A 21,967-nucleotide genomic window follows, 5' to 3' on the forward strand; every position below is an offset into this window, starting at 1 on the left:
TCCCCAATCTTCCTTTGAAAAACTCCTGACGGAAAGGAGTCGTTGGTTATTTTTATATATCCAAAAATTTCGCGGATTAAATCAGAGATAAACTTTGATTACGAGATGGCAGATAATTACCTGAATGATAATGCCGCCAAAATTATTATTCCCCTGCTCCTTTAACCTCTTGTTGGTACGACTGCCCCAGATACAGATACATCGCTGGCACTACAAACAAGGTAAACAGCGTACCGATGGTCATGCCGGACGCAACCACCAAACCCATCGCGAAACGTGCCCCACCCCCGGGACCCGCGGCGAGCAACAACGGCACCATCGCCAGCACCAGCGAGGCGGTAGTCATCAGGATTGGACGCAGCCGGATACTCGACGCCTCCTCAATCGCCTGCCGCTTACTCCTTCCCTGCAGCTGCAATTGGTTGGCAAACTCCACGATCAGGATACCGTGTTTGGAGATCACCCCAATCAGGGTAACCAGCCCGACCTGGGTATAGATATTCAGGGTGGTCAGGCCGAGGCTGACAAAAATCATCGCCCCGCACACACTCATGGGAACGGTAACCAGCATAATTAGCGGGTCGCGCCAGGATTCAAACTGCGCGGCCAGCACCAGATAAATCACGATCATGGCGAAGAAGAAGGTAACTACCAGGTCGGACCCTTCTTTCTTGAATTGGCGCGACTGCCCGGAATAGTCCACCGAGTACTCCCGCGGCAATACCTCTTGCGCGGCAGATTCCAGCACCCCCAGAGCCTCACCCAGCGGCACCCCCGGCCGCGGCACACCGGATATGGTCACCGCATTTAACTGCTGGAAACGTTTCAGCTGCTGCGGCTCGACGGTTTCTTCCAGCCGCACCAGCGTCGACAGGGGCACCAGGTTGCCGTCACCGGCGCGAATGTAATACTGCTTGAGCTGCTCAGCGGAGAGACGCTCGACCCGCACCACCTGCGGAATCACTTTGTAGCTGCGGTTTTCCAGCGCGAAGCGATTGGTGAAGGCACCGGACATCATGGCACCCAGTTCGCGCGCGATATCCGCCATGGTTACGCCGATGGAGGCCGCCTTGTCGCGATCGATGACCACCTCAATGCGCGGCTTGTCGATCTTCAGGTCTGCATCGAGGAAGATAAAGCGACGACTTGCGCGCGCGCGCTCCATAATGTCATCGGCAAAGCCCGCCAGCGTCGAAATAGGCTCGGTAGTACCGACCACAAATTCCACCGGCAAGCGCCCGCCGGCCGTGGGCAGGCTCGGAGGCACAAAAGTGGCGATCTTCAGCCCGGCAATCTGCGAAACCTCGCCGCGGATGACCTCGCGCATTTCCTGGGTATCCTTGTCGCGCTTGTTCCACGACGACAGCACGAAACCCGCAATCGCACTATTCGGGCTGTTCCCCGCACCGCCCACGCCATTTAACAGAAACAGGTTCTCCACTTCCGGGTGCCGGTCGCGCACCCCATTAATTTCCTGGGTGAACTGCTCCATATAATCTAGGGTGGCGAAGGAATCGCCGCTGGCGATGCCGAGGATAAAACCGCGATCTTCTTGCGGCTCGAGTTCGCTGGGGGAGGTAATAAACAGGAAGTAGCAGCTGCACAGGACCACGCCGCCAAACACCAGGATGACCAGCCGCGCGTCCAGCGCCCGGTGCAGGCGGCGCCGGTATCCAGTCTCCAGTGCTGCCAGGCGCCGCTCAATCCAGGCTTCAAAGCGGTTGCTGCGCTCACCATCTTCCGCGCGCAGCACCTTCGCCGCCATCATCGGGGACAGGGTCAGGGCCACCACGCCCGACAGTAACACTGCCGCAGCGAGGGTAAACGCGAACTCCACAAACAGGGTGCCGGTGAGGCCACCGAGAAAGCCGATCGGCAGATATACCGCGATCAGCGTTGTGGTCATGGCTACAATGGGCCAGGCCAGTTCACGCGCGCCCTTGATCGCGGCATCCAGCGGCGTCATGCCCTCTTCGATATGCCGGTGGACGTTCTCCAACACGATGATTGCATCGTCCACCACAATGCCGATGGCGAGTACCATCGCGAGGAGCGTCAGCAGGTTGATGGAAAAGCCCATCAGCAACATCAGGAACAGTGCGCCAACCATCGACAGCGGCACCGCAATTGCCGGAATGATCACGCTGCGAATCGAGCCCAGAAACAGGTAGATCACCACGATCACGATCAGCACCGCCTCGGCGATGGTCTTCACCACTTCGTTGATCGAATCCTGGATATATTCGGTGCTGTCGTAGGGAATTTCCCCCAGCATCCCCTCGGGCAGCTGAGGGAAGATCTCGTTGTCGAGCACATCACGCACATCGGCGATTACATCCAGTGCATTCGCATCCGGCGCCACCTCAACTGCCACAAAGGTCGCAGACCTTCCGTTGAAGGTGACCGAGGTTTCATAGGATTCGGAGCCCAGTTCCACGTCTGCGACATCTTCAAGACGCACCAGCTGATCGCCGTCAGCACGGACCACCAACTGCCGAAACGCCTGCTCCGAGGCAATATCGGTATCTGCGCGAATATCCATCGCCACACGCGAGCCTTTGGTGCTGCCAATAGAGGCCAGGATATTGTTCTGGCGCAGCGCACTGCTGACATCGCCGGGGGTAACACCCTGCGCAGCCATTTCCGCCGGCCGCAGCCAAACACGCATGGCAAAGGTGCGATTGCCCAGCAGCTGCGCCCGCTGTACCCCGGCGATGGTGGAAAGTTTGGGTTGCACCGCGCGCGTGATGTAGTCGGTGATCTGGCTGTTATCGAGGATTTCAGAGGAAAACGACAGGTACATGGCGGCGATGGTTTCCCCCACCGCCAGATCTACCGTCGAGTCCTCTGACTCCAACGGCAATTCGTTGCGCAGCTTGTTAACCTTCGCCACCACCTGGGTGAGGACCTGGTTGGGGTCGTAGTCGAGCCGTACATAGGCCTGGATTACCGAGATACCCTGAATGCTGGTCGAGACAATGTAATCCAGGCCATCGGCAGTGGAAATTTCCTGCTCCAGTGGCGTAGTGATAAACCCCTGTACCAGGTCTGCATCCGCCCCCACATAGACAGTGCTGATGGTGATGACCGCATTTTCCAGTTCGGGGTACTGGCGTACATTGAGTTCAGCAGTGGAACGCAGGCCGAGCAGGAAAATAAACAGGCTGACCACGCAGGCCAGAACCGGTTTGCGAATAAAGATGTCGGTAAACTGCACTCGGCGTCCCTGCCAGCGGCGTTAGCGCGCTAACTGTTACCCGGCTTTGGAGCCAGCTGCTCCGGCGGCGGGTTGTCGTTGTTGATGATCACCCCACCCTCATTGCGCAATTTCAACAGGCCGCTGGTTGCCACTTGCTCGCCGGCCTGAATGCCCTCGGTGATTTCGATCATGTCGCCGCGCACCTCACCGGTTTTGACAAACCGTTTTATTGCCACCAAATCCGTTTGCGGCGGCGGAGCCCGTCCGAGCACAGACTTTTGTGGCGCTTTTGGCTCGGGCTTACCCTGCTGTTTGCGAATAATAAATACCGAGTTGCCGTAGGGTGCATAGCTGATTGCGGTGCGCGGCACTACAAGTACATTGCGAAACTTTTCCACCTTCACCGCAACGTCGGCGAACATGCCGGGGCGCAAGCGTCCCTCGGGGTTTTCCAGCGTAGCCTGGAGCAGAAACGTACGGTTGCGCGGGTCGATGGCCGGGTCGATGGCGGTGATACGCCCCTGAAAAGTCTGCGTGGGGACCGCCGGGGCACTCAACTCAATGCCCTGACCTTCCTCAACACGGGAAAAGTCCTGTTCGGAAAGGGAGAAATCCACAAAGATGGGATGCAATTGCTGCAGAGAAACCACGGCATCCCCGGGCGCGACATTTTGCCCCAGATCCACCTGGCGGATACCCAGGCGCCCGGAAAAGGGAGCGGTAATCATGCGCTCTTCAATGGTGGCCCGCTGTACCAGCAGGCTTGCCAGCACCTGGTCGATATTGGACTGGGCCTGATCCAGTTCGCGCAGTGTGGCGACACCTTTCTTGTAAAGCTCGGAGATGCGCTTGAATTCCCGCTCCGCCAGGCGGCGCTCCGCTTCCAGCACATCGATTTGCGCGGTTTCCGGCTCGGCAATCAACTCAACCAGCAGCGCACCCTTTTCCACTGGCTGTCCGGATTCGAAGAAGATGGATTTTACCTTGCCCTGTGCCTGAGTCGTGACGTCCACACCATTGACCGCACGCAGGCTGCCCACCGCGTTCAGGCGGGCCTGCCAGCGCTGCTGCTGCACGCGGCTCGCGGTTACCGTGGCGGGAGGCCGCGACATGTTATCCATGGCCTGGTTCATCATGTGCAGGCCAAAAAACTTGAAGCCGAAGATACCGCCGAACACCACAAGGCAGGCCAGCAGCATCCAGAACATGCGCCAGTTAATTAACTGCCTTGCCAGTGTCATACATCCCTTCCATTACCACCGACCTACTACTACCGACCTACTACTACCGAACTAGTGCTACCGATCTACTACCAGCGAACTAACACCACTGGGCAATACCGCTGACGCGTTCGCTGAGGCCCTTCCGTGGACCTCGGGCAGCATCAAGCATGAGTCGCTTGCGGCTCACTTGTTGAAAACCGCCTTGTCGCCTTCGAGCGTTACATGGATGGTGTCACCGGGCACAAACTTGCCAGACAGCACGTCCTGGGCCAGCGGATTCTCGATCCACATCTGGATGGCACGCTTCAGTGGGCGCGCACCGTACACGGGATCGAAGCCAACATCGGCGAGCTTGCCCAGCAATTCGTCGGAGATCTCCAGTTTCAGATCCCGGTCCAGCAGGCGCTTGCGCAAGTTCTGCAGCTGGATTTCGGCGATCGCCCGCACCTCCTCGCGTCCCAACGGATGGAATACCACCACTTCGTCGATGCGGTTAATAAACTCCGGGCGGAAATGCTCACCCACCACATCCATCACCGCAGCCTTCATCTGCCGGTACTGGATTTCCGAATCGATTTCATCATCGTCGCGACCGCTGGCGTATTTCTGAATCAGGTCCGAGCCGAGGTTCGAGGTCATCACCACAACCGTGTTGCGGAAATCCACGGTGCGTCCCTGGCCATCGGTCAGGCGGCCATCCTCGAGAACCTGCAGCAAAATGTTGAACACATCCGGGTGCGCCTTTTCCACCTCATCCAGCAACAGTACCGAGTAAGGTTTGCGGCGCACCGCTTCTGTGAGGTAGCCACCCTCCTCGTAACCCACATAGCCGGGAGGCGCGCCGATCAGACGGGCCACGGAGTGCTTCTCCATAAACTCCGACATATCCACCCGCACCATGGCGTCTTCGGTGTCGAACAGGAATTGCGCCAGCGCCTTGCACAGCTCGGTTTTACCCACACCGGTAGGGCCGAGAAACAGGAAGGAGCCGTTGGGCCGATTGGGGTCGGCAAGGCCTGCACGAGAGCGGCGCACGGCATTGGAGACCGCTTCGACGGCCTCGTCCTGGCCGATCACGCGGTTATGCAGAACGTCCTCCATGCGCAGCAGTTTTTCTCGCTCACCTTCGAGCATTTTTGACACCGGAATGCCGGTCCAGCGCGATACGACTTCCGCCACTTCCTCGTCGGTAACGCGATTGCGCAGCAACTGGTTTTCGCTGGTATCGCTGCTGTCCGATGCATGCTTAAGCTGCTCTTCAAGCTGTGGGATTACCCCGTACTGGATTTCGGACATGCGGGTCAGGTCGCCGGCACGACGCGCGGCGTCCATATCCAGCTTGGCCTGCTCCAGCTTATTCTTGATGTCGGCGCTGCCAGCGAGCTTGGCTTTCTCGGCCTTCCAGATTTCTTCCAGGTCGGCATACTCTTTTTCGATCTGGTCGATATCCTCTTCGAGTTTTTCCAGGCGCTTCTTGGCGGCTTCGTCGTCCTTGTCTTTTTTCACCGCTTCGCGCTCGATCTTGAGCTGAATCAAACGGCGTTCAAGCTTGTCCATTTCCTCCGGCTTGGAATCGATTTCCATGCGAATGCGACTGGCGGCTTCATCGATCAAATCGATGGCCTTGTCCGGTAACTGGCGGTCGGTGATGTAGCGCTGCGACAGTTTGGTCGCGGCAATAATCGCGGAGTCAGTAATATCCACACCGTGGTGCACTTCGTAGCGTTCCTTCAGGCCACGCAGAATTGCAATGGTGTCCTCTTCCGAGGGCTCGTCCACAAGGACTTTCTGGAAGCGCCGCTCCAGCGCTGCATCCTTCTCAATGTACTGGCGATACTCGTCCAGGGTCGTCGCGCCCACACAGTGCAACTCACCGCGGGCGAGGGCGGGCTTGAGCATATTGCCCGCGTCCATGGCGCCCTCCGCCTTGCCAGCACCCACCATGGTGTGCAGTTCATCGATAAACAGGATGATGCGCCCTTCCTGCTTGGAGAGTTCGTTGAGCACGGCTTTTAAGCGCTCTTCGAATTCGCCGCGGAATTTCGCCCCGGCGAGCAATGCGCCCAGGTCCAGCGACAGCAGACGCTTGTCTTTCAGCCCTTCCGGCACCTCACCGTTGACGATACGCTGGGCGAGCCCTTCAACAATGGCGGTCTTGCCCACGCCGGGTTCGCCGATCAACACCGGATTGTTCTTGGTGCGGCGCTGCAACACCTGAATAGTGCGGCGGATTTCGTCATCGCGACCGATCACCGGGTCGAGCTTGCCAGCCTCGGCACGCGCGGTCATATCCAGGGTGAACTTATCCAGGGCCTGACGGGCCTCTTCCGCTTGCGGGTCGTCCACCTTTTCATCGCCGCGTACTTTGCGAATCGCGTCCTGCAGGTGTTTCAGGTCACCATTGGCGTTGAGGATCTTGGACACTTCACCGGCGGCGGGGTCGAATGCCGCCAGTAATACTGTCTCGCTGGCGATAAAGCTGTCGCCATTTTTCTGGGCTTGCTTATCTGCGAGATTAAACAGGCGCATCAATTCCTGCGACATCCCAACATCGCCGGTCGGGGTACCGACGGTGGGCAAGCTGTCGAGGCGTTTGGCGAGGTCATTGCGCAGGCCGTTGATGTTAAATCCGGCCTGATTCAGAAATGCGGTGACACTGCCGCTGGACTGATCCAGCAGCGCCTGCAAAAGGTGTTCGGGATAAATTTGATTGTGGTCACGGCCAACGGCAATCGATTGCGCGTCGGCAATCGCCGCCTGCAGCGGGTTGGTCATCCGGTCGATGCGCATGCGTACTCCCCTCTCCTGATCATTGGCGCGCCGGGAAAGAAAGTGGCGACGCGCGGAAACACAATGACGAATACAGTCTAGTGCTGATCAGTAATTTGCGGGCTTACTGCAGGTTTTCAAGTTGGCGGAATCAAAGACCGGCGTTACTCGAACCAGATAAGGGACGCCATACGACCGGTATCGCCATCCCGGCGATAGGAAAAAAAGGCCGAATCCTCGGTGACGGTGCAACGGTCACCGCCAAAGATTTGGCTGACACCGAGTTCGGCCAACTCCGCGCGGCCGAGCGCATAAATATCCGCGCGGAAATGCAACGGTTTTTGCACGTGCGGCACGAAACACTGGGCAATCGCTTCCGCATGTTCTTCGCTGATGGCCGACTCAAACGCCGCCTCGAGCACATCCACACCACACTCGAAGGCCTGCGGGCCAATAGCGGGCCCCAACCACACCAGCAAGTCCTGAGGTTCGCTTTGCATTGCCGAAAGCGTCTCGCGAATTACGCCACCGGTAAGCCCGCGCCAACCGGCATGAATGGCGGCCACCTCGGTACCATCGCGATTGGTCACCAGTAACGGCAGGCAGTCCGCGGTAAGCACCGCGCACACGGTGCCGGCCTCGCCGGTCATACTGGCGTCGGCGGTAAGTACTTTGCCGTCGGTGCCCGCAACCACCACCTTGTCGCTGTGGATTTGCTCCAGCCACTGGGGTGCATTGGGCAGGCTCAGTTCCTGCTGCAGCTGTTGCCGGTTCGCGGCGACCGCCTCTGCGGCATCGCCCACGTGATCCGCCTGATTGAATGCGGCATAACATCCCTCACTGTGACCGCCGTCGCGCAAGGTTGTGAAAGCGCGCACGTTTGCCGGTGCCGGCCAGTCGGGTTTGAGGTAGTGATCCGCAGACATGGGTGATCCTGTGTAGCAATAAATCGTTTGTCCAAGCGCGAAGGCTGCAGCGCTGGGTGATTAGACGGCGTCCGGGCCGGAATCCGCACGATCAGCGCGCAACAGCGCGAGCAGCTGCAGCATATCCTCCGGCATCGGCGCCTGCCAGTGCATCGGCTCACCGGATTCCGGGTGAATCAGTGCCAACTCCGCGGCATGCAGTGCCTGGCGGGGGAACTGTTGCAAAGCTTCCACCAGTTCGCGGCTCGCCCCCTGGGGCAATTTACCGCGCCCGCCATATAGTGGATCGCCCACCAGTGGATGGCGGATATGCGCCATGTGCACGCGAATCTGGTGGGTGCGGCCGGTTTCCAGTTGGCAGCGCACCAGCATATGGCTGCGGAAGCGCTCCTGCAGGCGGTAGTGAGTAATCGCTTCCTTGGCACCGCCCATGCCGGCGTTGGGCAATACCGCCATTTTCAGCCGATGGGTGCGGTGACGCCCCATTGGCGCATCCACGGTACCGCCGCCGCTCAACGTGCCCTGCACTACAGCGTCATACAGCCGGCTCACGCTGCGCTCCTTGAGCTGGTCCACCAGATCCGTCTGCGCCTGCAGGGTCTTGGCTACCACCATCAGGCCGCTGGTGTCCTTATCCAGGCGATGCACGATACCGGCGCGCGGAATGTTGTGTTGCCCAGCATTGTGCGCCAGCAGGCCGTTCAACAGGGTATTGTCCGGGTTGCCCGCCGCCGGGTGAACCACCAGCCCAGCGGGCTTGTTGATGACGAGGATGGCGTTATCCTCGTAAATAATGTCCAGGTCCATTTTTTGCGCCAGCCACTCGCCTTGCGGCTCCAGTTCCGCGCGCAGCACCAGCAATTCGCCGCCGAAAAGCTTGTCCTTCGGCTTGCCGGAACGCCCGTTAACCGTGAGTTGGCCGCCTTTTATCCAGGTTTGCAGGCGCGCGCGCGAATAATCAGGGATCAAATCCGCCGCAGCCTGGTCAAACCTCTGCCCGGCACATTCTGCGGGCACTTCAATTTCAAGATGTATTTGATTGCTCATCCGAGAGGGTCTAATACTTTGGGCTGGCGAGGCGCTGTGGTTAAATAGCTGCCCTTCAGCCCCCTGTGAATTTTTGGGCGGCTAGTTTAATAAGGTTGAGACGAATAATGATAGAGCGAGGGGCCATGTGGTCTTGGAATAATCAGGCCTGGAAAACCCTATTTATGGCACTTCTGGCCGTATTGGTGGCGTCGTGCGCCAGTACGGATGAGGAAGAAGAGGGCCTCCCCAGCGGAAACCGCACCGAGCAGGCCTTCTATGAAGCGGCCCAACGGCAGCTCCGTTCCAGCCAGTGGGAAATGGCCATCAAAAACCTGAGGGCGCTGGAAGACAACTTCCCGTTTGGCAACTATGCCGAACAGGCCCAGCTGGAGCTGATCTACGCCTACTACCGTGACTACCAGAATGATGCGGCCATTTCCGCGGCGGACCGCTTTATCCGCCTGCACCCCCAGCATCGCAATGTAGATTATGCCTACTACATGAAAGGCCTGGCCTCCTTTACCGAAGGCAGCGGCCTGTTCGAGCGCTTCCTGCCAACGGATATGACCCGCCGCGACCCCGGTTCGGCGCGGGAGTCTTTTGCGTATTTCGCCCAGCTGATGGCGCGTTATCCGGAGAGCCGCTACGCCCCGGACGCACAGAAACGCATGATCCACCTGCGTAACTTGCTGGCACGCTACGAAATTCACGTAGCCAACTACTACTTCAAACGCGGTGCCTACCTGGCCTCGGCGAATCGTGGCCGTTTTGTAGTGGAGAACTTCCAGCAGACCCCGGCGGTGCCGGATGCGCTGGCGGTGATGGTACAGGCTTACCGTCTGCTGGAGATGCCCCAGTTGGAGTCTACCTCCCTGGCAGTGCTGCGCGATAACTATCCGGACCACCCGGCATTCCGCAGCGATGGTAGCTTCAACTATCGCTACTACGCCGGTGCCAGCGGCCGCAGCTTCCTGCACCGCATCACCCTGGGCCTGTTCGAGAAGTCCGACCCCAGAGGTTTTGATAGCCGCGAACTCTACAATGCCGAGTTCCAGCGCGAGCAGGCACCCCTGCCCCCGGAACTCCAGTAATCGGCCGCTACGAAAAAGCCCCCGCTACGCGAGTAACGGGGGCTTTTTTGTTGGGCTGCGATTGGCGCCGGAGCGGTTATTCGCCAGCCTGCCAGCCATTAGTGATGGGGTAGCGCCGGTCGCGACCGAAGCCACGCTCGGAGATGCGCACCCCCACTGCGGCCTGGCGCCGCTTGTATTCGTTGCGATCCACCAGGCGCACCACGCGCATGACCACGTCCCGATCAAATCCCTTGCCGATGATGGTCTCGGCGCTGTGGTCGTGATCCACATACAGGCGCAAGATTTCATCCAGAATTTCATAAGGTGGCAGGCTGTCGGAGTCGACCTGGTCTGGCGCCAGTTCCGCGCTCGGCTCGCGTGTGATCACGGTTTCCGGAATCACCTCGGACACCGAATTGCGATAGCGCGACAGGGCATACACCAGAATTTTGGGCACGTCCTTCAAGGCGTTATAGCCCCCCACCATATCTCCATAGAGGGTGGCATACCCCACGGCCATCTCACTCTTGTTGCCGGTGGTCAGCACCATGTAACCCTTCTTGTTGGAGATCGCCATCAACAGCATGCCACGGGCGCGGGCCTGCAGGTTTTCCTCGGTGGTATCCCGCTCGCTGCCTGCGAATTCTTTGGCCAGCGCCGCCATCGCCGCATCGAAAATGCCCTCGATGCCGATTACCCGGTAGTGGATACCGAGGCGCTGCGCCTGATCCGAGGCATCGTTTTTCGACAGATCGGAGGTGTAGCGGAACGGCATCATCACCGCTTCCACGCGGTCCGGGCCGAGCGCGTCCACCGCAATTGCCAGGGTTAACGCGGAATCGATCCCACCTGACAGGCCCAGCACCACCCCGCTGAAGCCATTCTTATTCACATAATCACGTACACCCAGCACCAGCGCCTGATAGACCGCAGCGAGGTCTTCCAGTGGCTCCACGTCGTTGCCCGGGACGATACTGACATCCTCACCCTCGGCAGTGACGGTGACCGGCAGCAGGCTTTCGATAAACTCGGGGGCCCGTCCGCGCAGGCTGCCATCTTTATCTACCGCAAAGGAGCCGCCATCAAACACCAGCTCGTCCTGGCCACCCACGGAATTGACGTACACGATCGGCATGTCGCCGGCCTGAGCCTGCCGCGCCAGCAGCGCCAGCCGCTCAGCGGCCTTGCCGCGATGGAAAGGCGAGGCATTAATGTTCAGCATCAGCTTGGCGCCGGCGCGCTTGGCCTGGGCCACAGGCTCCGGGTGCCAGATGTCTTCACAGATGGTGATGGCGGTGGGAATACCCTTGATGTCTACCACGCATGGTTGGTCACCATGGGCGAAGTAGCGCAGCTCATCGAACACCTGATAGTTGGGGAGTTTCTGCTTGGCGTACTCGGTAACCAGCCTGCCGTCCTGAATGAGACCCGCCATGTTGAGCACAGTACCACCTACCACGCGGGGGTAGCCTACCAACACCGCGCAGGGCAGCGCAGCTTCCTGCAACTGGCTCAGCGCATCGTCGATGCGCTTTTGCATACTGGGGCGTAGCAGCAGGTCTTCGGGCGGGTAGCCGCACAGCGTGAGCTCTGGAAACACAACCAGATCGGCAGCGTGTTCGCGGTGCGCGCGGCGGGCGACCTCGACCACCTGGTCGGTATTACCCGGGATATCCCCCACCATTAGATTGATTTGCGCCAGCACTAGCTGCAAAGTAGACATCTTGTAACCCCATTGCGTTGAGGCGGCTATTGTAGCCACGCAGCCCCAGCGCACAATATCCGCTGGGGCAAGAACCTACTCACACTACGAGAATAAAAAGTGAGCGACCAATCCCCAGCAGCCAGCCGGCCCGCGCGCACTGCCGGTATTTTCACCCGATCCGCCATCGCCGCAGACACCTCTGCAGATAAGACTGCAGATACGACCCCAGAGAACATTGCAGACTCTGGGGCCAAGGCGAACCCGACACCCGGGCAGTTCAACCTTCGCCAGCAGGACCTGCTGAAGATTTACGCCTGGTACCGGGTGGCCATCAGCCTGGTACTGTTCGGGCTTTTCGTCTCTGGCATCAGTCGCGGCTCCGTTGGCACCCTGTTCCCCGCACTCTATCTGAACACCGCCATCAGCTATTCGGTGCTGAATATCGCGTGGCTCCTGTTCCTGTACCCCAGTGGATTTCGCACGTCGCCGCGGCGTATCGGCAGCATCCTCGGCTGCGACATCCTCGCTTTCCTGCTGCTGATACAGGCGAGCGGCGGGCTCGATTCCGGCATCGGTTACCTGCTGTTGACGACGTGTGCGGTGGGCTCACTGTTACTGGACCGGCGCATGAGCGCGTTCCTCGCCGCAATTGCCAGTATGGCGGTGATCTGCCAGCAGGTCCTCAACACCCTGAGTGACCGCGCCGATACCCAGGATATCGTGTCTGCAGGCAGCCTCGGCATTTTGCTGTTTACCTGTGTGACTGCACTGCAATACCTTTCCACCCATATCCAGCTGGCCAACGAAAAAGCCGAGCAACAGCGTCGCCAGGCAGCGCGACTGCAGCGCCTGACCCAGCAGATTGTTGCGCAAATGCGCACCGGTGTGATGGTGCTGAACGCATCGGGGGAACCGGAATTGATCAACCGTGCTGCGCGCCAGCTGCTCGGCCCCAAGCAATTGCAGGACGGTGGGCTTGAGGGCGACCTCCTCATGCATCTGGCAGAGTTACGCCACCAACCCGGTATCACCAGCGGCATCGTGCAGGGCGATCCCGGCAGCGAAATCCGGGCCAGTGTCACGGCGCTGAGCGGCGACACGTCGGAAAGCTCACTGGTGTTCCTGGAGGACAACCGCAAGCTGACTCAGCAGGCGCAGCAACTCAAGCTGGCCTCCCTTGGCCGGCTTACCGGCTCCATTGCCCACGAAGTGCGCAACCCACTCAGCGCAATCAACCACGCAGCGGAGCTGCTCGCGGAGTCCCCATCGATCAGCGGTGAAGATCGCCAACTGACCGAAATCATCGGCCGCCACAGTCAACGCGTGAACCAGATCATCGAGAATGTGATGCAGCTGTCGCGCCGCCAGGCACCACAGACAGCCATGCAGGATCTTCGCCAGTGGACGACGGCATTTCTGGACGAGTACCAGCGAGAAACCCACCACCAGCATGCCATCACACTAACGGCACCCGACGCCCCGGTGTATGCGCGGTTTGACCCCAATCAAATGGCGCAGGTTGCGACCAATTTGTGTAACAACGCTGTGCGACACTCCCATCAAGCTCAGGGACGCTCCGTTGCCGAAATCGTTGTGCGTTTTAACCCCGACCGCGAGTGCGCGCAACTAGATTTCATCGATCTGGGCCATGGCGTAACCGAAGAACACAAAGACAAGATTTTTGAGCCTTTTTTCACAACTGCAGCAACCGGTGCCGGACTGGGACTGTATATTGCACGGGAATTATGCGAATCTAATCGGGCAAGCCTCTACTACTGCAGAGACCCAAAAAATCGCAGCTGCTTTCGAATAGATTTCGCCAGCACTGCACAGATTTTCTAACGAAGTTTCTGATTGTCGCTCAATAATAACGCTGAACAAGATGACCGACCGTCAACCCATCGCCCTGGTTGTCGATGACGAACCAGATATTTGCGACCTGATCTCCATGACGCTGCAACGCATGCATGTCCGTGCGGATGTTGCGATGTCTGTGGCGGAGGCGCGCCGGCGCCTGCTGGAGAAGCAGTACGATTTCTGCCTGACAGATATGCGGCTGCCGGATGGTGACGGCCTGGCGCTGGTAGAAACCATCCAGAACCTCCCCGCCGATCAATCCCTCCCCGTCGCGGTGATCACCGCCCACGGCAATATGGATACCGCAATTGCCGCGCTCAAGCTCGGCGCCTTCGACTTTGTCAGCAAGCCGGTCAACCTTGCGCGCCTGCGCACCCTGGTGCAAATGGCGCTGCGTCTCGGTGAAGACCGCTTCCTGCAAAAACAGGAGTTTCCGCCCCTGTTGCAGGGGCAGTCGCCTGCGGTGCAGGCCCTGCGCCATACGATTGAAAAAGTTACACGCAGCAACGCACCGGTTCACCTGGTAGGAGAGGCCGGGGCCGGCAAAGAGCTCACCGCGCGGTGTATTCACCAGCTGGGGCCAAGGGCCGACAAGCCATTTACTACCGTGCACTGCGCCGACATCCCTGCGGAACAATTTGCGCAGGTATTGTTCGGCAAAGGCAACGACAGTAGCGATGGCCGGAGCGACGGTACTGGCGACACGGAAGGACTGCTAACCCAAGCCAATGGCGGTACCGTGTTCTTTGACGAAATCGCCAGGCTGCCCAAAGAAATACAGGGCAAGCTGGTCCAGGTCATTGAAGAGAAGCGCCTGCCTGCGGGCGCTCGCGAGGGCCACACCCCGCTCGATGTACGCATTATCAGCAGCACCAGAACATTGCTGTCCGGTTTTACCCGCGACGGCCACTTCCGCAGTGACCTGTATTTTCGTCTCAATGTGATTGAACTCGCGGTGCCGGCGCTGCGCGACCGCGCGGAAGACATTCCGCTGCTGTCGCGCTTCCTGTTACGCAGGCTGAACGAATCTCAGAGCGGCGGCACGCCACGCGTCAGCCAGGAGGCCATGCAGTCCCTGCTGTCCTATTCCTTCCCGGGCAATTTGCGCGAGCTGGAAAACATTTTGCAGCGCGCACTGACCCTGTGTGAGTCCAGCACCATTCGCCCGCAGGACCTAGATTTTGGCAGCGCGCCGCCGGTACCCGTCACGACCACAATCACAGGTTCCCCGAGGGCGGTATCCGCTGGGGCGGTTAGCAGCGAACCCCATGTCGCCAATCCATCCGCGGATCAGTCCGTCGATCACCACACCTACCCCGGTCAATTCAGCGCGGGCGATCACGAGACGTTGGACGACTTCCTCGAAACCATTGAGCGCGATGCCATTGAACTCGCACTTAGCCAGACACGCTGGAATAAAACTGCCGCCGCGGCAAAGCTGGGCATCAGCTTCCGCTCACTGCGCTACCGGCTGAAAAAGCTGGGACTGGAAAACGAATAACCCGGCAAATGCCGGGTTATTTTTTATTGTCGCTGCATCGCTAGCGCGCCATCAACTTACCAGCATTCGGCACCATAGGAGCCAGTCGCATTGCGCACACCCGCGTTCGTCAATGTGAGGCTGCCGCACTTGGTATCGGCCGCCTGGCTGGTACCGGCGACAGGTGCCGCGGTGAGGGTGTAGGTGGTCGCGGTGATGGCAGCCGTGACGCTGTACATCCCCTCAGCCGAGGTAATGGTTCCACCACCCGAAAGGGTCGTTGCCACAGAGCAATTCGCATTGTCGTAGGCGCTGTAGGTGGTAAAGCAACGCTGCAGGCGGTGCGCCACATCATTCAGCGTCGCCTTGGCGTCTGCACGGTTGCTCTTGCGTACAGACTCCATGTACGACGGGTACGCGATGGCCGAAATAATGCCGATGATGGCCACAACGATCATCATCTCGATTAGGGTAAAACCGGTTTGTTTGTGCATAACTAAATCTCAATCTTCCAAATACTTATCGCAACTGACGCCAGGACATACGACCAACCGCCTCGGAGGGGAAGCCACCTTCAGGCACCGCCACATCACCGCGGATGTTACTGGTGGGGAGATAGGCCTTTTCACCACTGCGGATGATTTCCGAATAACTGATGACCGCGTAATCCACTTCCACCCCGTCTTCGCCAAAGATGCTGTGCCCCTCATAACGGTCACCCACCGCAACCAGTTCCATCAGCCAGCCGCTACCACCAAAGGAGCAGGGATCGGTAGAAGTGATGGTGGTTGGAAACAGCAGGCGGTCGTACACCAGCAGCGGCTTACTGATCACGCGTTCACCGGTAACACTGCCGGCATAGGACAGGTCCAGGTACCAGCCTTTTTTGGTCTCCCAAAAGCTGGTGTCGGTATTGCCGGCCACTTCACGCACACCATTCGCTTCCGTGGAAATGGATTTCTGGAACAGTTGATCGCGGCCGGTTACCGGCGCATCTTCATCGGCAATCGCATAGAAGCTGTTCACAACGCTACCAACGGTGTTATCGGTGCTCGCCATGTACTGGCCGGTACCGAAATAGACCATGATTGCATTATCCAATTCGCCATTCAGGCCCAGTGTAGGCGTGGAAGTAATCGGCTGCGGATTGCCGCTCGCATCAACCGCGGTAAACAGTGGTGCATTTACTCCACCGCTGTCCAGTGCCACATCCCAATTGCTCGCATTATTTGCGCTGAGATCGAACTTCCACATGTTGCCGAGCAGGTCACCGGCATAGGCAGAAATCACTTCGCCGTCGGCATTCGCAATCAGCGCCGGGCCAGCGAGGCCATTTGCCCCTGCATCATTTACCTCAATGATCTGGGTTTCCGTGAGCGGGTTCTCCAGGTCTACCGCGAACAGCCGTGCGCGGTCATTCTCGGAGTTATAGCCGTTGCCGAAGAACAGCTTCCAACCATCGCCTGTCGGCGCGATAAGCGGCTCACCGGTGATATTCCCGATACCGGGGAAATCCGCTTCGGTCAGTTCAAACAAAATATCTGATGCATCGAAACTGTCTGGATTGGTGACGTCGAGGGCAAAAATACCGCGGCCGCCGGCGCCGAGAGAGCCCACCAGGATGTTCTTCCAGGCACCATCCACGAACGCATCGCCCACAAACAGCTTGCCGTCCATGCTGTAGGCATGTGGGTTGGTGGTAGAACCGTAATCCGCTTCACTCATATTCGCCAACTGGTCGTATACGCCGGAAGGGATATAGGCGAACAGCTCTTCACCGGTAGAGGCATCGAATGCGTGCAACATGCCATCGTTGGCACCGACATAAATCACCTGGCGACGATTATCCTTCTGGCTCGAATGATACGTGTCGTAGGCGAGGCCACCGAGCGCTTCGGACAGGCTGCTGAAGTTGTATTTCTGGTCACCGGCAAATACCGGGCTGGAGTTCACAATATCCCCCAGCAACGAGCTGCGCTCGCGCAGGCCGGTGACATCCGCACCGCGCACCCAGTTCAGGCGATCCTGCCCCTGGGCATCGGTACCACCGTCCTTCAGGGCATCCTGCTGCGCAGTTGACAGGTTCGCCCACACAAACTCGGTGCCTGCGGTACCGTTATGGGTGTAGATATCCCGTATCGCCGGACTGGCAAAATCTGCGTCTTCGGTTTGCCACTTGGTGGTGCCGACACTGCCATCACTATTCAGGTTCAGCGCGCGGATTTCACCACTCCAGTTGGTGCTGTTAAAGCGCGCCTGGTAAATCACCGTATCGGTACCGAGACGGGTGGAGTTAGTGGCAACCGAGGAAGCCGAGCCGTCGGTACGCCCAACAATGTTTTCCAGCACGCTGGAGAGGTCATCGGCAAATGCCTGGGGGTCCGCAGCACTGAAGAAACCACCGCGGCCGTTGACCGATGCGTGGAGCAGGTCATCTACTTTTGCCGCATTGCTGTTCGGGTTTGGCCAGTTGATGGTGGCCCCAGTGCCTATTGCGGCAAAGGCATCATCCTTGTCCACGCTGCCGGTAACACCAAAGGCCACGCCAAAGGTCACCATGTGCTGCCAGAAGGCTGGGTCGATTGAATCATCTTTTACCGGTACCTGGTTGGACAGGTCCGTGCGCAAGTCGGTGCCCCAGTAATACATCGCCACGTCGGCCAAGGTATTGCTGTGGGAGTCGGTAAACGGGGATGCCGCGGTATAGGTATAGGACTGCCCGTCGGGCCCGGTAATCTCCGATCCGGACGTGCCATCCACGTTGGCCTCGGCGGCATTCGTATAGTCACTGGTACCGTTCCAGTAGCCGTCGGTCATCAAGATGGTGTAGTTCGCGCGACAGGCGAGATGTGGCGTGGAATCGTCGGTGCCGGGATCCTGACCCCAGGGGCCGCGGTTATCCGTACGCATGAAGTATTGCCCGGCGCTATCCAGCGCGCGCCGCAGCGGGGTACCGGAGTAAGGTACCGCACGGGTGTACAGTGTGCTGAAAAAGTTCTCGCGGTTAGTGCCAGAGAACGGGCGCACACCATTTAACACCGTATTGGTGTTCACGCCGTCAACGCTGGTCGACCCCTGGTTGATCGCGCCAAAGCCCACGCGCAGGTCTTCCCCCTGCTCCGCAAACGCGCGGCCAATGCCCGCCCGCGCAGCGAGCATCCGCGAGCGATAATAGGTGTACCAGTTGGCAAAATTCTGGATTTCCTCGGTGTAGGTACAGGTGCCGGCAGAACAGTCGGTTCGCTCATCGCGACCGTGCCCGGTGTAGCTGGGAATACCCGGCTTTATCTCCTGCTTGGTGTAATTGCCCCACACCCACTGGCCACCGCCGTTGTGCCAGAAGTAGGTGGCAGGCCAAAAGGTCAGCGCATCCGTATTCCAACCGTAAGACACGTTACCATCCGCATCCACCGTACGGGTGTACCAGCGGTTGTCATTGTAATTTGCGTTATCAACGGTGAGGTTACGCGCCCTTTCCGTTACCGATTCGTCGCCGGTGGGACAGGTACCGGTATTTGCCGGATTGTGCCAGGCACACTCGGGAACCGCATCCGGGTACACGGTACCGTCATACTTGATCCAGGGTTTGTAGGTGATCGACGGATCGTAATAAGTCTTGTTGAACTGGGGAGAACGGGTCAGCGCATTAAACGGATCGTCATCGGCCACGGTCGGGATACGGTTATCGCCGTCGTTGGAACCGTAAATTCCATTGGCCCGCGGAAAAATATAGCTGGTGCCGTTACGGAAATTTTCCGGTGTGATTTCGAAATGCATCGAGCCCGAGTCATCCAGAATAAACATGATATTCGGCGGTGCACCGGTACTCAGGAACAGCGGGCTCTGCGCCATATCAACCGACATGGCACTGTGTGTTACACCCAGGCTCAATACTGCGGCAGCCAGACCGGCAGAGAATTTTTTTGCGTTCATTTTTATGCTCATCAATTATTCCCTTCCCCAGACTTAGCGTTTGTACGTGGACTGGAGGATAACCACTGCATCCGCAGTACCGCCTTCGGCGCGGCTGGTTACCCGGTAATACACGGTATCTTCGGTTTTCAGGGTGCTGGCAAAATCTACCGCGCCGCCATCGGCGGCATTGGTGGTAACCGTTGAGGTCACCTCTTCAATGACATATTGCGGCTGGCTGGCCACCATCTGCACCCCTTCCGCGGAGCGCACCGAGCCGGCATCCCATCCGTACGTGTCCCAGAATCCAGTGCTGCTGGAGCCATCCATTGCCTGCACCAGGCCTGCGGTAGACCCGTTAAACACGGGGATGGTTGCCCCGGTGAGTACTTCCTCACCCGCACGCAGGCCGGCCTCGGCAGACTGGAATGCGAGATTACGGTCGCGCATATTACCGGCCATCAATTCCTGCATTCCGCTACCACGAATCGCCGCCATGCCCACCAGGGTCATCAGCAGTACCATAATCAGGCCGACAATCAGCGTCATACCCCGCTGACCATGAATCGCCTTGAAGCTCGTTACTTTTTTCATACTCTTCTCGTGATTGACCTTCCGATCAGGGCAAGCGACTGCGGATGCCTACCGTATTGATAAAAACCTGACGCAAGCGGCGGTCACCGGGCGCGTTATTGACAACACCATTGAAGGTGTAGGGCTGCTCTTCCGGTAGCAGGTTGTCTTCGGTGCTTTGAATCAGCAGCTGTACGCGCACACTGGAAATATCTTCCCAAGCGGCAACGGTCGTGAGCGCAGAGGCATCGACATAGGTATCGGGGATGCCGTCACCAGAGGTGTCGCGGCCGTACGTCAGCTGCATATCCTCAATCCCCTCCAGCAGCTCTAGCGGCGTGCCCCCGTTGGTTTGCTGCCACAGACTGGGCTGCGCACTGGCGGTGCCATCGGCGATGTAATACACGGAGGTGTTCATCTTGATAATTTCTGCATCATCCCCAAAAGTTTCTTCCGGGTTGCTGTTGCCACCCCAGGAAGTAATTGCATTGCCAGGCAACATGCTCGCCCCGGAGTGTGCAATATTGATTTCTGTAGTACCGCCACCACCGGTTGCCTGCATTTGAGAAATTTGGAAAACCCGCGCCTTGCTGCAGTCAGTAGCCACCACAATATCCTGCTCACACAGGCCACTGTAACTTGCCAGACCGGCCCCGCATGAGGCGGCCACCCCGGTATTTTCAGTGAAAAGCTGGGCACCGTTGTTGTTCTGGGTAATGTCCACGCCATTGCCGTTGGCCCCGCGCACCACCAACACATCGGTGCCCTCGACAATTCCCGCCGGATAGTCCGCGGGGGGAGTAGCGCCAACGTCATTCAATCCTTCAATACCAATCTCGAAGTTGTATGCCAGATCGCCAGAGCTATTCAGGGTATTGGTCACATTCAGGTTGCGGCTCATGCAGCCCATGTAGCCCGCCATGCGAATATCCTCGGCGAGAAACTCCATCGCCAGGCGGCCACTTTCCTGCACCCGCGCCAGCGCCTGCTGGGTGGAAAAGGTGGCGCGACTCGACAGGAACAACTGCACCACACCGGTCATCAATATCAGGCCAATGGTGATGGAGATCATCAGCTCAACCAGCGAGATACCTGTCTGGCTGCGCATGGTTGTTTGCATATGCATTTTTCTTAACATTGCTTACTGCTCCTCACAGCCGGGTGGTATACACGAATTGACTGGTATCTTCAGTGGCATCGCCAGAGCTGTTCTGCTCACCCCACTGGATGGTCACGGTGCAGAAACTGGTGGCAGCAATGCACTCGATACCGCCATCCGCGCCGGGTAGCGTGTCTTCCACATTGGTTAACCACTGGTTCATATCCTGTTGCGCCAGGGTCGTGCCCGTCGGTTTGGCGTCCGCCAGGCCCAATGAGTAACTCGCGACATTGGCGCGATTGATACGCGCGCGATCGAGAATGTCGTACGCGAGGATATTGGCCTGTGAGCGCAGGTAAGCACTGTGGTTGTATTGCAGGGACTTACTCTGCAGTGCGGCCAGCGCCAGCAATGAGGTACCGAGGATCAGTACGGTTACCAGAACTTCGATCAGGCCAGCGCCCTGTTGTTTTTTCATTGGAATCCCCATGTCAGGAACAGCCCGTTAATTAGGAGCAGCCAGAGGTGGTGCGTGCGGCATTCAACATGCCCGCAGCACCCACGGTAATTTGCCGCGCGCTGTTACTGCTACAGCCGCTAAAGCTTGTGTTCAGGGTTACCGCACCGCTGCCAGACAGGCCCAAGGTACCGCGGCGGGTAAAACGTACAAAGGTGGGGGAGCCACCACCCTGGGTGGCGGCGACCGCGGCGCCATTCTCAGGGGCTTCCCAAAAGCGCAGCACGGCCGCCGCATTGGCCACCACAGGTGCCGCTGCATCATCGGTTGCTGCTGTGTCGAGCACCACTATCCAGTTGTCGGTCCAGCCACCATCGCAGCTGGAACCATCAGAACTCCCACACAGGGTGACACGGGCACCGCGCTTGATGGCTTCGCTGCGTGCAAACTGCAACGCACCAACCATTTCTTCGCCGAGCGTGGCAGAGCGGGTGTTCTGGATCATGGTGTTGAAGCCGGGCACGGCGATGGCGACGATAACCCCGAGCACGGCGAGGGTGATCATTAACTCGATCAGGGTCAGCCCCTGCTGTCTGGATCCCATAGTGTCTAAGCCTCAGATATTCTGCTTTTTATTCCTGCTGAACACGCTTCAATGCCCCCCA

At 58.6% G+C, this 21,967-nt stretch carries 15 protein-coding genes; 3 read left to right on the forward strand and 12 right to left on the reverse strand.

What is annotated here, in order from left to right; translation table 11 throughout:
- Window positions 1-145 precede the first annotated feature (145 nt).
- The 5 genes from AS89_RS0108585 to rluD form a co-directional block, all read right to left on the reverse strand.
- Window positions 146-3,217 (reverse strand): efflux RND transporter permease subunit, encoded by a 3,072-nt coding sequence (locus AS89_RS0108585; RefSeq protein ID WP_010132122.1) that lies wholly within the window; start codon window positions 3,215-3,217, stop codon window positions 146-148.
- A 29-nt stretch (window positions 3,218-3,246) separates the two neighbouring features.
- The gene (locus tag AS89_RS0108590; protein ID WP_010132123.1) at window positions 3,247-4,440 is read right to left on the reverse strand and encodes an efflux RND transporter periplasmic adaptor subunit; all 1,194 of its coding nucleotides are present in this window, start codon (window positions 4,438-4,440) and stop codon (window positions 3,247-3,249) included.
- A gap of 165 nt (window positions 4,441-4,605) precedes the next feature.
- Window positions 4,606-7,212, reverse strand: coding sequence for an ATP-dependent chaperone ClpB (gene clpB, locus AS89_RS0108595; protein WP_010132124.1), 2,607 nt, complete (start codon window positions 7,210-7,212; stop codon window positions 4,606-4,608).
- 143 nt (window positions 7,213-7,355) lie between these two features.
- Window positions 7,356-8,117 (reverse strand): peptidoglycan editing factor PgeF, encoded by a 762-nt coding sequence (pgeF, locus tag AS89_RS0108600; protein WP_010132126.1) that lies wholly within the window; start codon window positions 8,115-8,117, stop codon window positions 7,356-7,358.
- Window positions 8,118-8,177: 60 nt separating this feature from the next.
- Window positions 8,178-9,164, reverse strand: a complete 987-nt coding sequence (gene rluD / locus AS89_RS0108605; RefSeq protein WP_010132127.1) for a 23S rRNA pseudouridine(1911/1915/1917) synthase RluD — start codon at window positions 9,162-9,164, stop codon at window positions 8,178-8,180.
- A 164-nt stretch (window positions 9,165-9,328) separates the two neighbouring features.
- Here rluD and AS89_RS0108610 point away from each other — a divergent pair, with 164 nt between their 5' ends.
- A complete protein-coding gene (locus AS89_RS0108610; protein WP_010132128.1) occupies window positions 9,329-10,237 on the forward strand; it encodes an outer membrane protein assembly factor BamD in 909 nt (302 codons plus the stop codon).
- A 76-nt stretch (window positions 10,238-10,313) separates the two neighbouring features.
- Here AS89_RS0108610 and AS89_RS0108615 read toward each other — a convergent pair whose 3' ends face one another.
- On the reverse strand, window positions 10,314-11,942 hold the full coding sequence (locus AS89_RS0108615) for an NAD+ synthase (protein ID WP_010132129.1): 1,629 nt from the start codon (window positions 11,940-11,942) through the stop codon (window positions 10,314-10,316).
- Window positions 11,943-12,041: 99 nt separating this feature from the next.
- Here AS89_RS0108615 and AS89_RS0108620 point away from each other — a divergent pair, with 99 nt between their 5' ends.
- Both AS89_RS0108620 and AS89_RS0108625 read left to right on the forward strand, forming a co-directional pair.
- Complete coding sequence (locus AS89_RS0108620; protein WP_010132130.1) at window positions 12,042-13,766, forward strand: sensor histidine kinase; 1,725 nt, start codon at window positions 12,042-12,044, stop codon at window positions 13,764-13,766.
- A gap of 40 nt (window positions 13,767-13,806) precedes the next feature.
- Window positions 13,807-15,282 carry a sigma-54-dependent transcriptional regulator gene (locus AS89_RS0108625; RefSeq protein ID WP_010132131.1) on the forward strand — a complete coding sequence of 492 codons (1,476 nt, stop codon included), beginning with the start codon at window positions 13,807-13,809 and terminating at the stop codon, window positions 15,280-15,282.
- A 56-nt stretch (window positions 15,283-15,338) separates the two neighbouring features.
- Here AS89_RS0108625 and AS89_RS17220 read toward each other — a convergent pair whose 3' ends face one another.
- The 6 genes from AS89_RS17220 to AS89_RS18185 are packed head-to-tail and all read right to left on the reverse strand — an operon-like array spanning window position 15,339 to window position 21,906.
- Complete coding sequence (locus tag AS89_RS17220; RefSeq protein ID WP_010132132.1) at window positions 15,339-15,755, reverse strand: type IV pilin protein; 417 nt, start codon at window positions 15,753-15,755, stop codon at window positions 15,339-15,341.
- A gap of 25 nt (window positions 15,756-15,780) precedes the next feature.
- A complete protein-coding gene (locus AS89_RS17225) occupies window positions 15,781-19,194 on the reverse strand; it encodes a pilus assembly protein (RefSeq protein WP_158217351.1) in 3,414 nt (1,137 codons plus the stop codon).
- A 33-nt stretch (window positions 19,195-19,227) separates the two neighbouring features.
- Entirely contained in the window at window positions 19,228-19,767 is a 540-nt protein-coding gene (locus AS89_RS0108640) for a pilus assembly PilX family protein (RefSeq protein WP_010132136.1), read from the reverse strand.
- A 25-nt stretch (window positions 19,768-19,792) separates the two neighbouring features.
- On the reverse strand, window positions 19,793-20,884 hold the full coding sequence (locus tag AS89_RS0108645; RefSeq protein WP_081475705.1) for a PilW family protein: 1,092 nt from the start codon (window positions 20,882-20,884) through the stop codon (window positions 19,793-19,795).
- A 13-nt stretch (window positions 20,885-20,897) separates the two neighbouring features.
- Entirely contained in the window at window positions 20,898-21,323 is a 426-nt protein-coding gene (gene pilV / locus AS89_RS0108650; protein ID WP_010132138.1) for a type IV pilus modification protein PilV, read from the reverse strand.
- Between the two features lie 31 nt (window positions 21,324-21,354).
- Entirely contained in the window at window positions 21,355-21,906 is a 552-nt protein-coding gene (locus AS89_RS18185; protein WP_010132139.1) for a GspH/FimT family pseudopilin, read from the reverse strand.
- Between the last annotated feature and the right edge of the window lie 61 nt (window positions 21,907-21,967).

Source organism: Microbulbifer agarilyticus S89 (genome assembly GCF_000220505.1).
Lineage (GTDB): Bacteria > Pseudomonadota > Gammaproteobacteria > Pseudomonadales > Cellvibrionaceae > Microbulbifer > Microbulbifer agarilyticus_B.

Coding starts and splice junctions, on each gene's coding strand:
- AS89_RS0108590 (WP_010132123.1), bottom strand. CDS start 4,440: ATGACACTGGCAAGGCAGTTAATTAACTGGCGCATGTTCTGGATGCTG.
- clpB (WP_010132124.1), bottom strand. CDS start 7,212: ATGCGCATCGACCGGATGACCAACCCGCTGCAGGCGGCGATTGCCGAC.
- pgeF (WP_010132126.1), bottom strand. CDS start 8,117: ATGTCTGCGGATCACTACCTCAAACCCGACTGGCCGGCACCGGCAAAC.
- rluD (WP_010132127.1), bottom strand. CDS start 9,164: ATGAGCAATCAAATACATCTTGAAATTGAAGTGCCCGCAGAATGTGCC.
- AS89_RS0108610 (WP_010132128.1), top strand. CDS start 9,329: ATGGCACTTCTGGCCGTATTGGTGGCGTCGTGCGCCAGTACGGATGAG.
- AS89_RS0108615 (WP_010132129.1), bottom strand. CDS start 11,942: ATGTCTACTTTGCAGCTAGTGCTGGCGCAAATCAATCTAATGGTGGGG.
- AS89_RS0108625 (WP_010132131.1), top strand. CDS start 13,807: ATGACCGACCGTCAACCCATCGCCCTGGTTGTCGATGACGAACCAGAT.
- AS89_RS17220 (WP_010132132.1), bottom strand. CDS start 15,755: ATGCACAAACAAACCGGTTTTACCCTAATCGAGATGATGATCGTTGTG.
- AS89_RS17225 (WP_158217351.1), bottom strand. CDS start 19,194: ATGAACGCAAAAAAATTCTCTGCCGGTCTGGCTGCCGCAGTATTGAGC.
- AS89_RS0108640 (WP_010132136.1), bottom strand. CDS start 19,767: ATGAAAAAAGTAACGAGCTTCAAGGCGATTCATGGTCAGCGGGGTATG.
- AS89_RS0108645 (WP_081475705.1), bottom strand. CDS start 20,884: ATGTTAAGAAAAATGCATATGCAAACAACCATGCGCAGCCAGACAGGT.
- pilV (WP_010132138.1), bottom strand. CDS start 21,323: ATGAAAAAACAACAGGGCGCTGGCCTGATCGAAGTTCTGGTAACCGTA.
- AS89_RS18185 (WP_010132139.1), bottom strand. CDS start 21,906: ATGGGATCCAGACAGCAGGGGCTGACCCTGATCGAGTTAATGATCACC.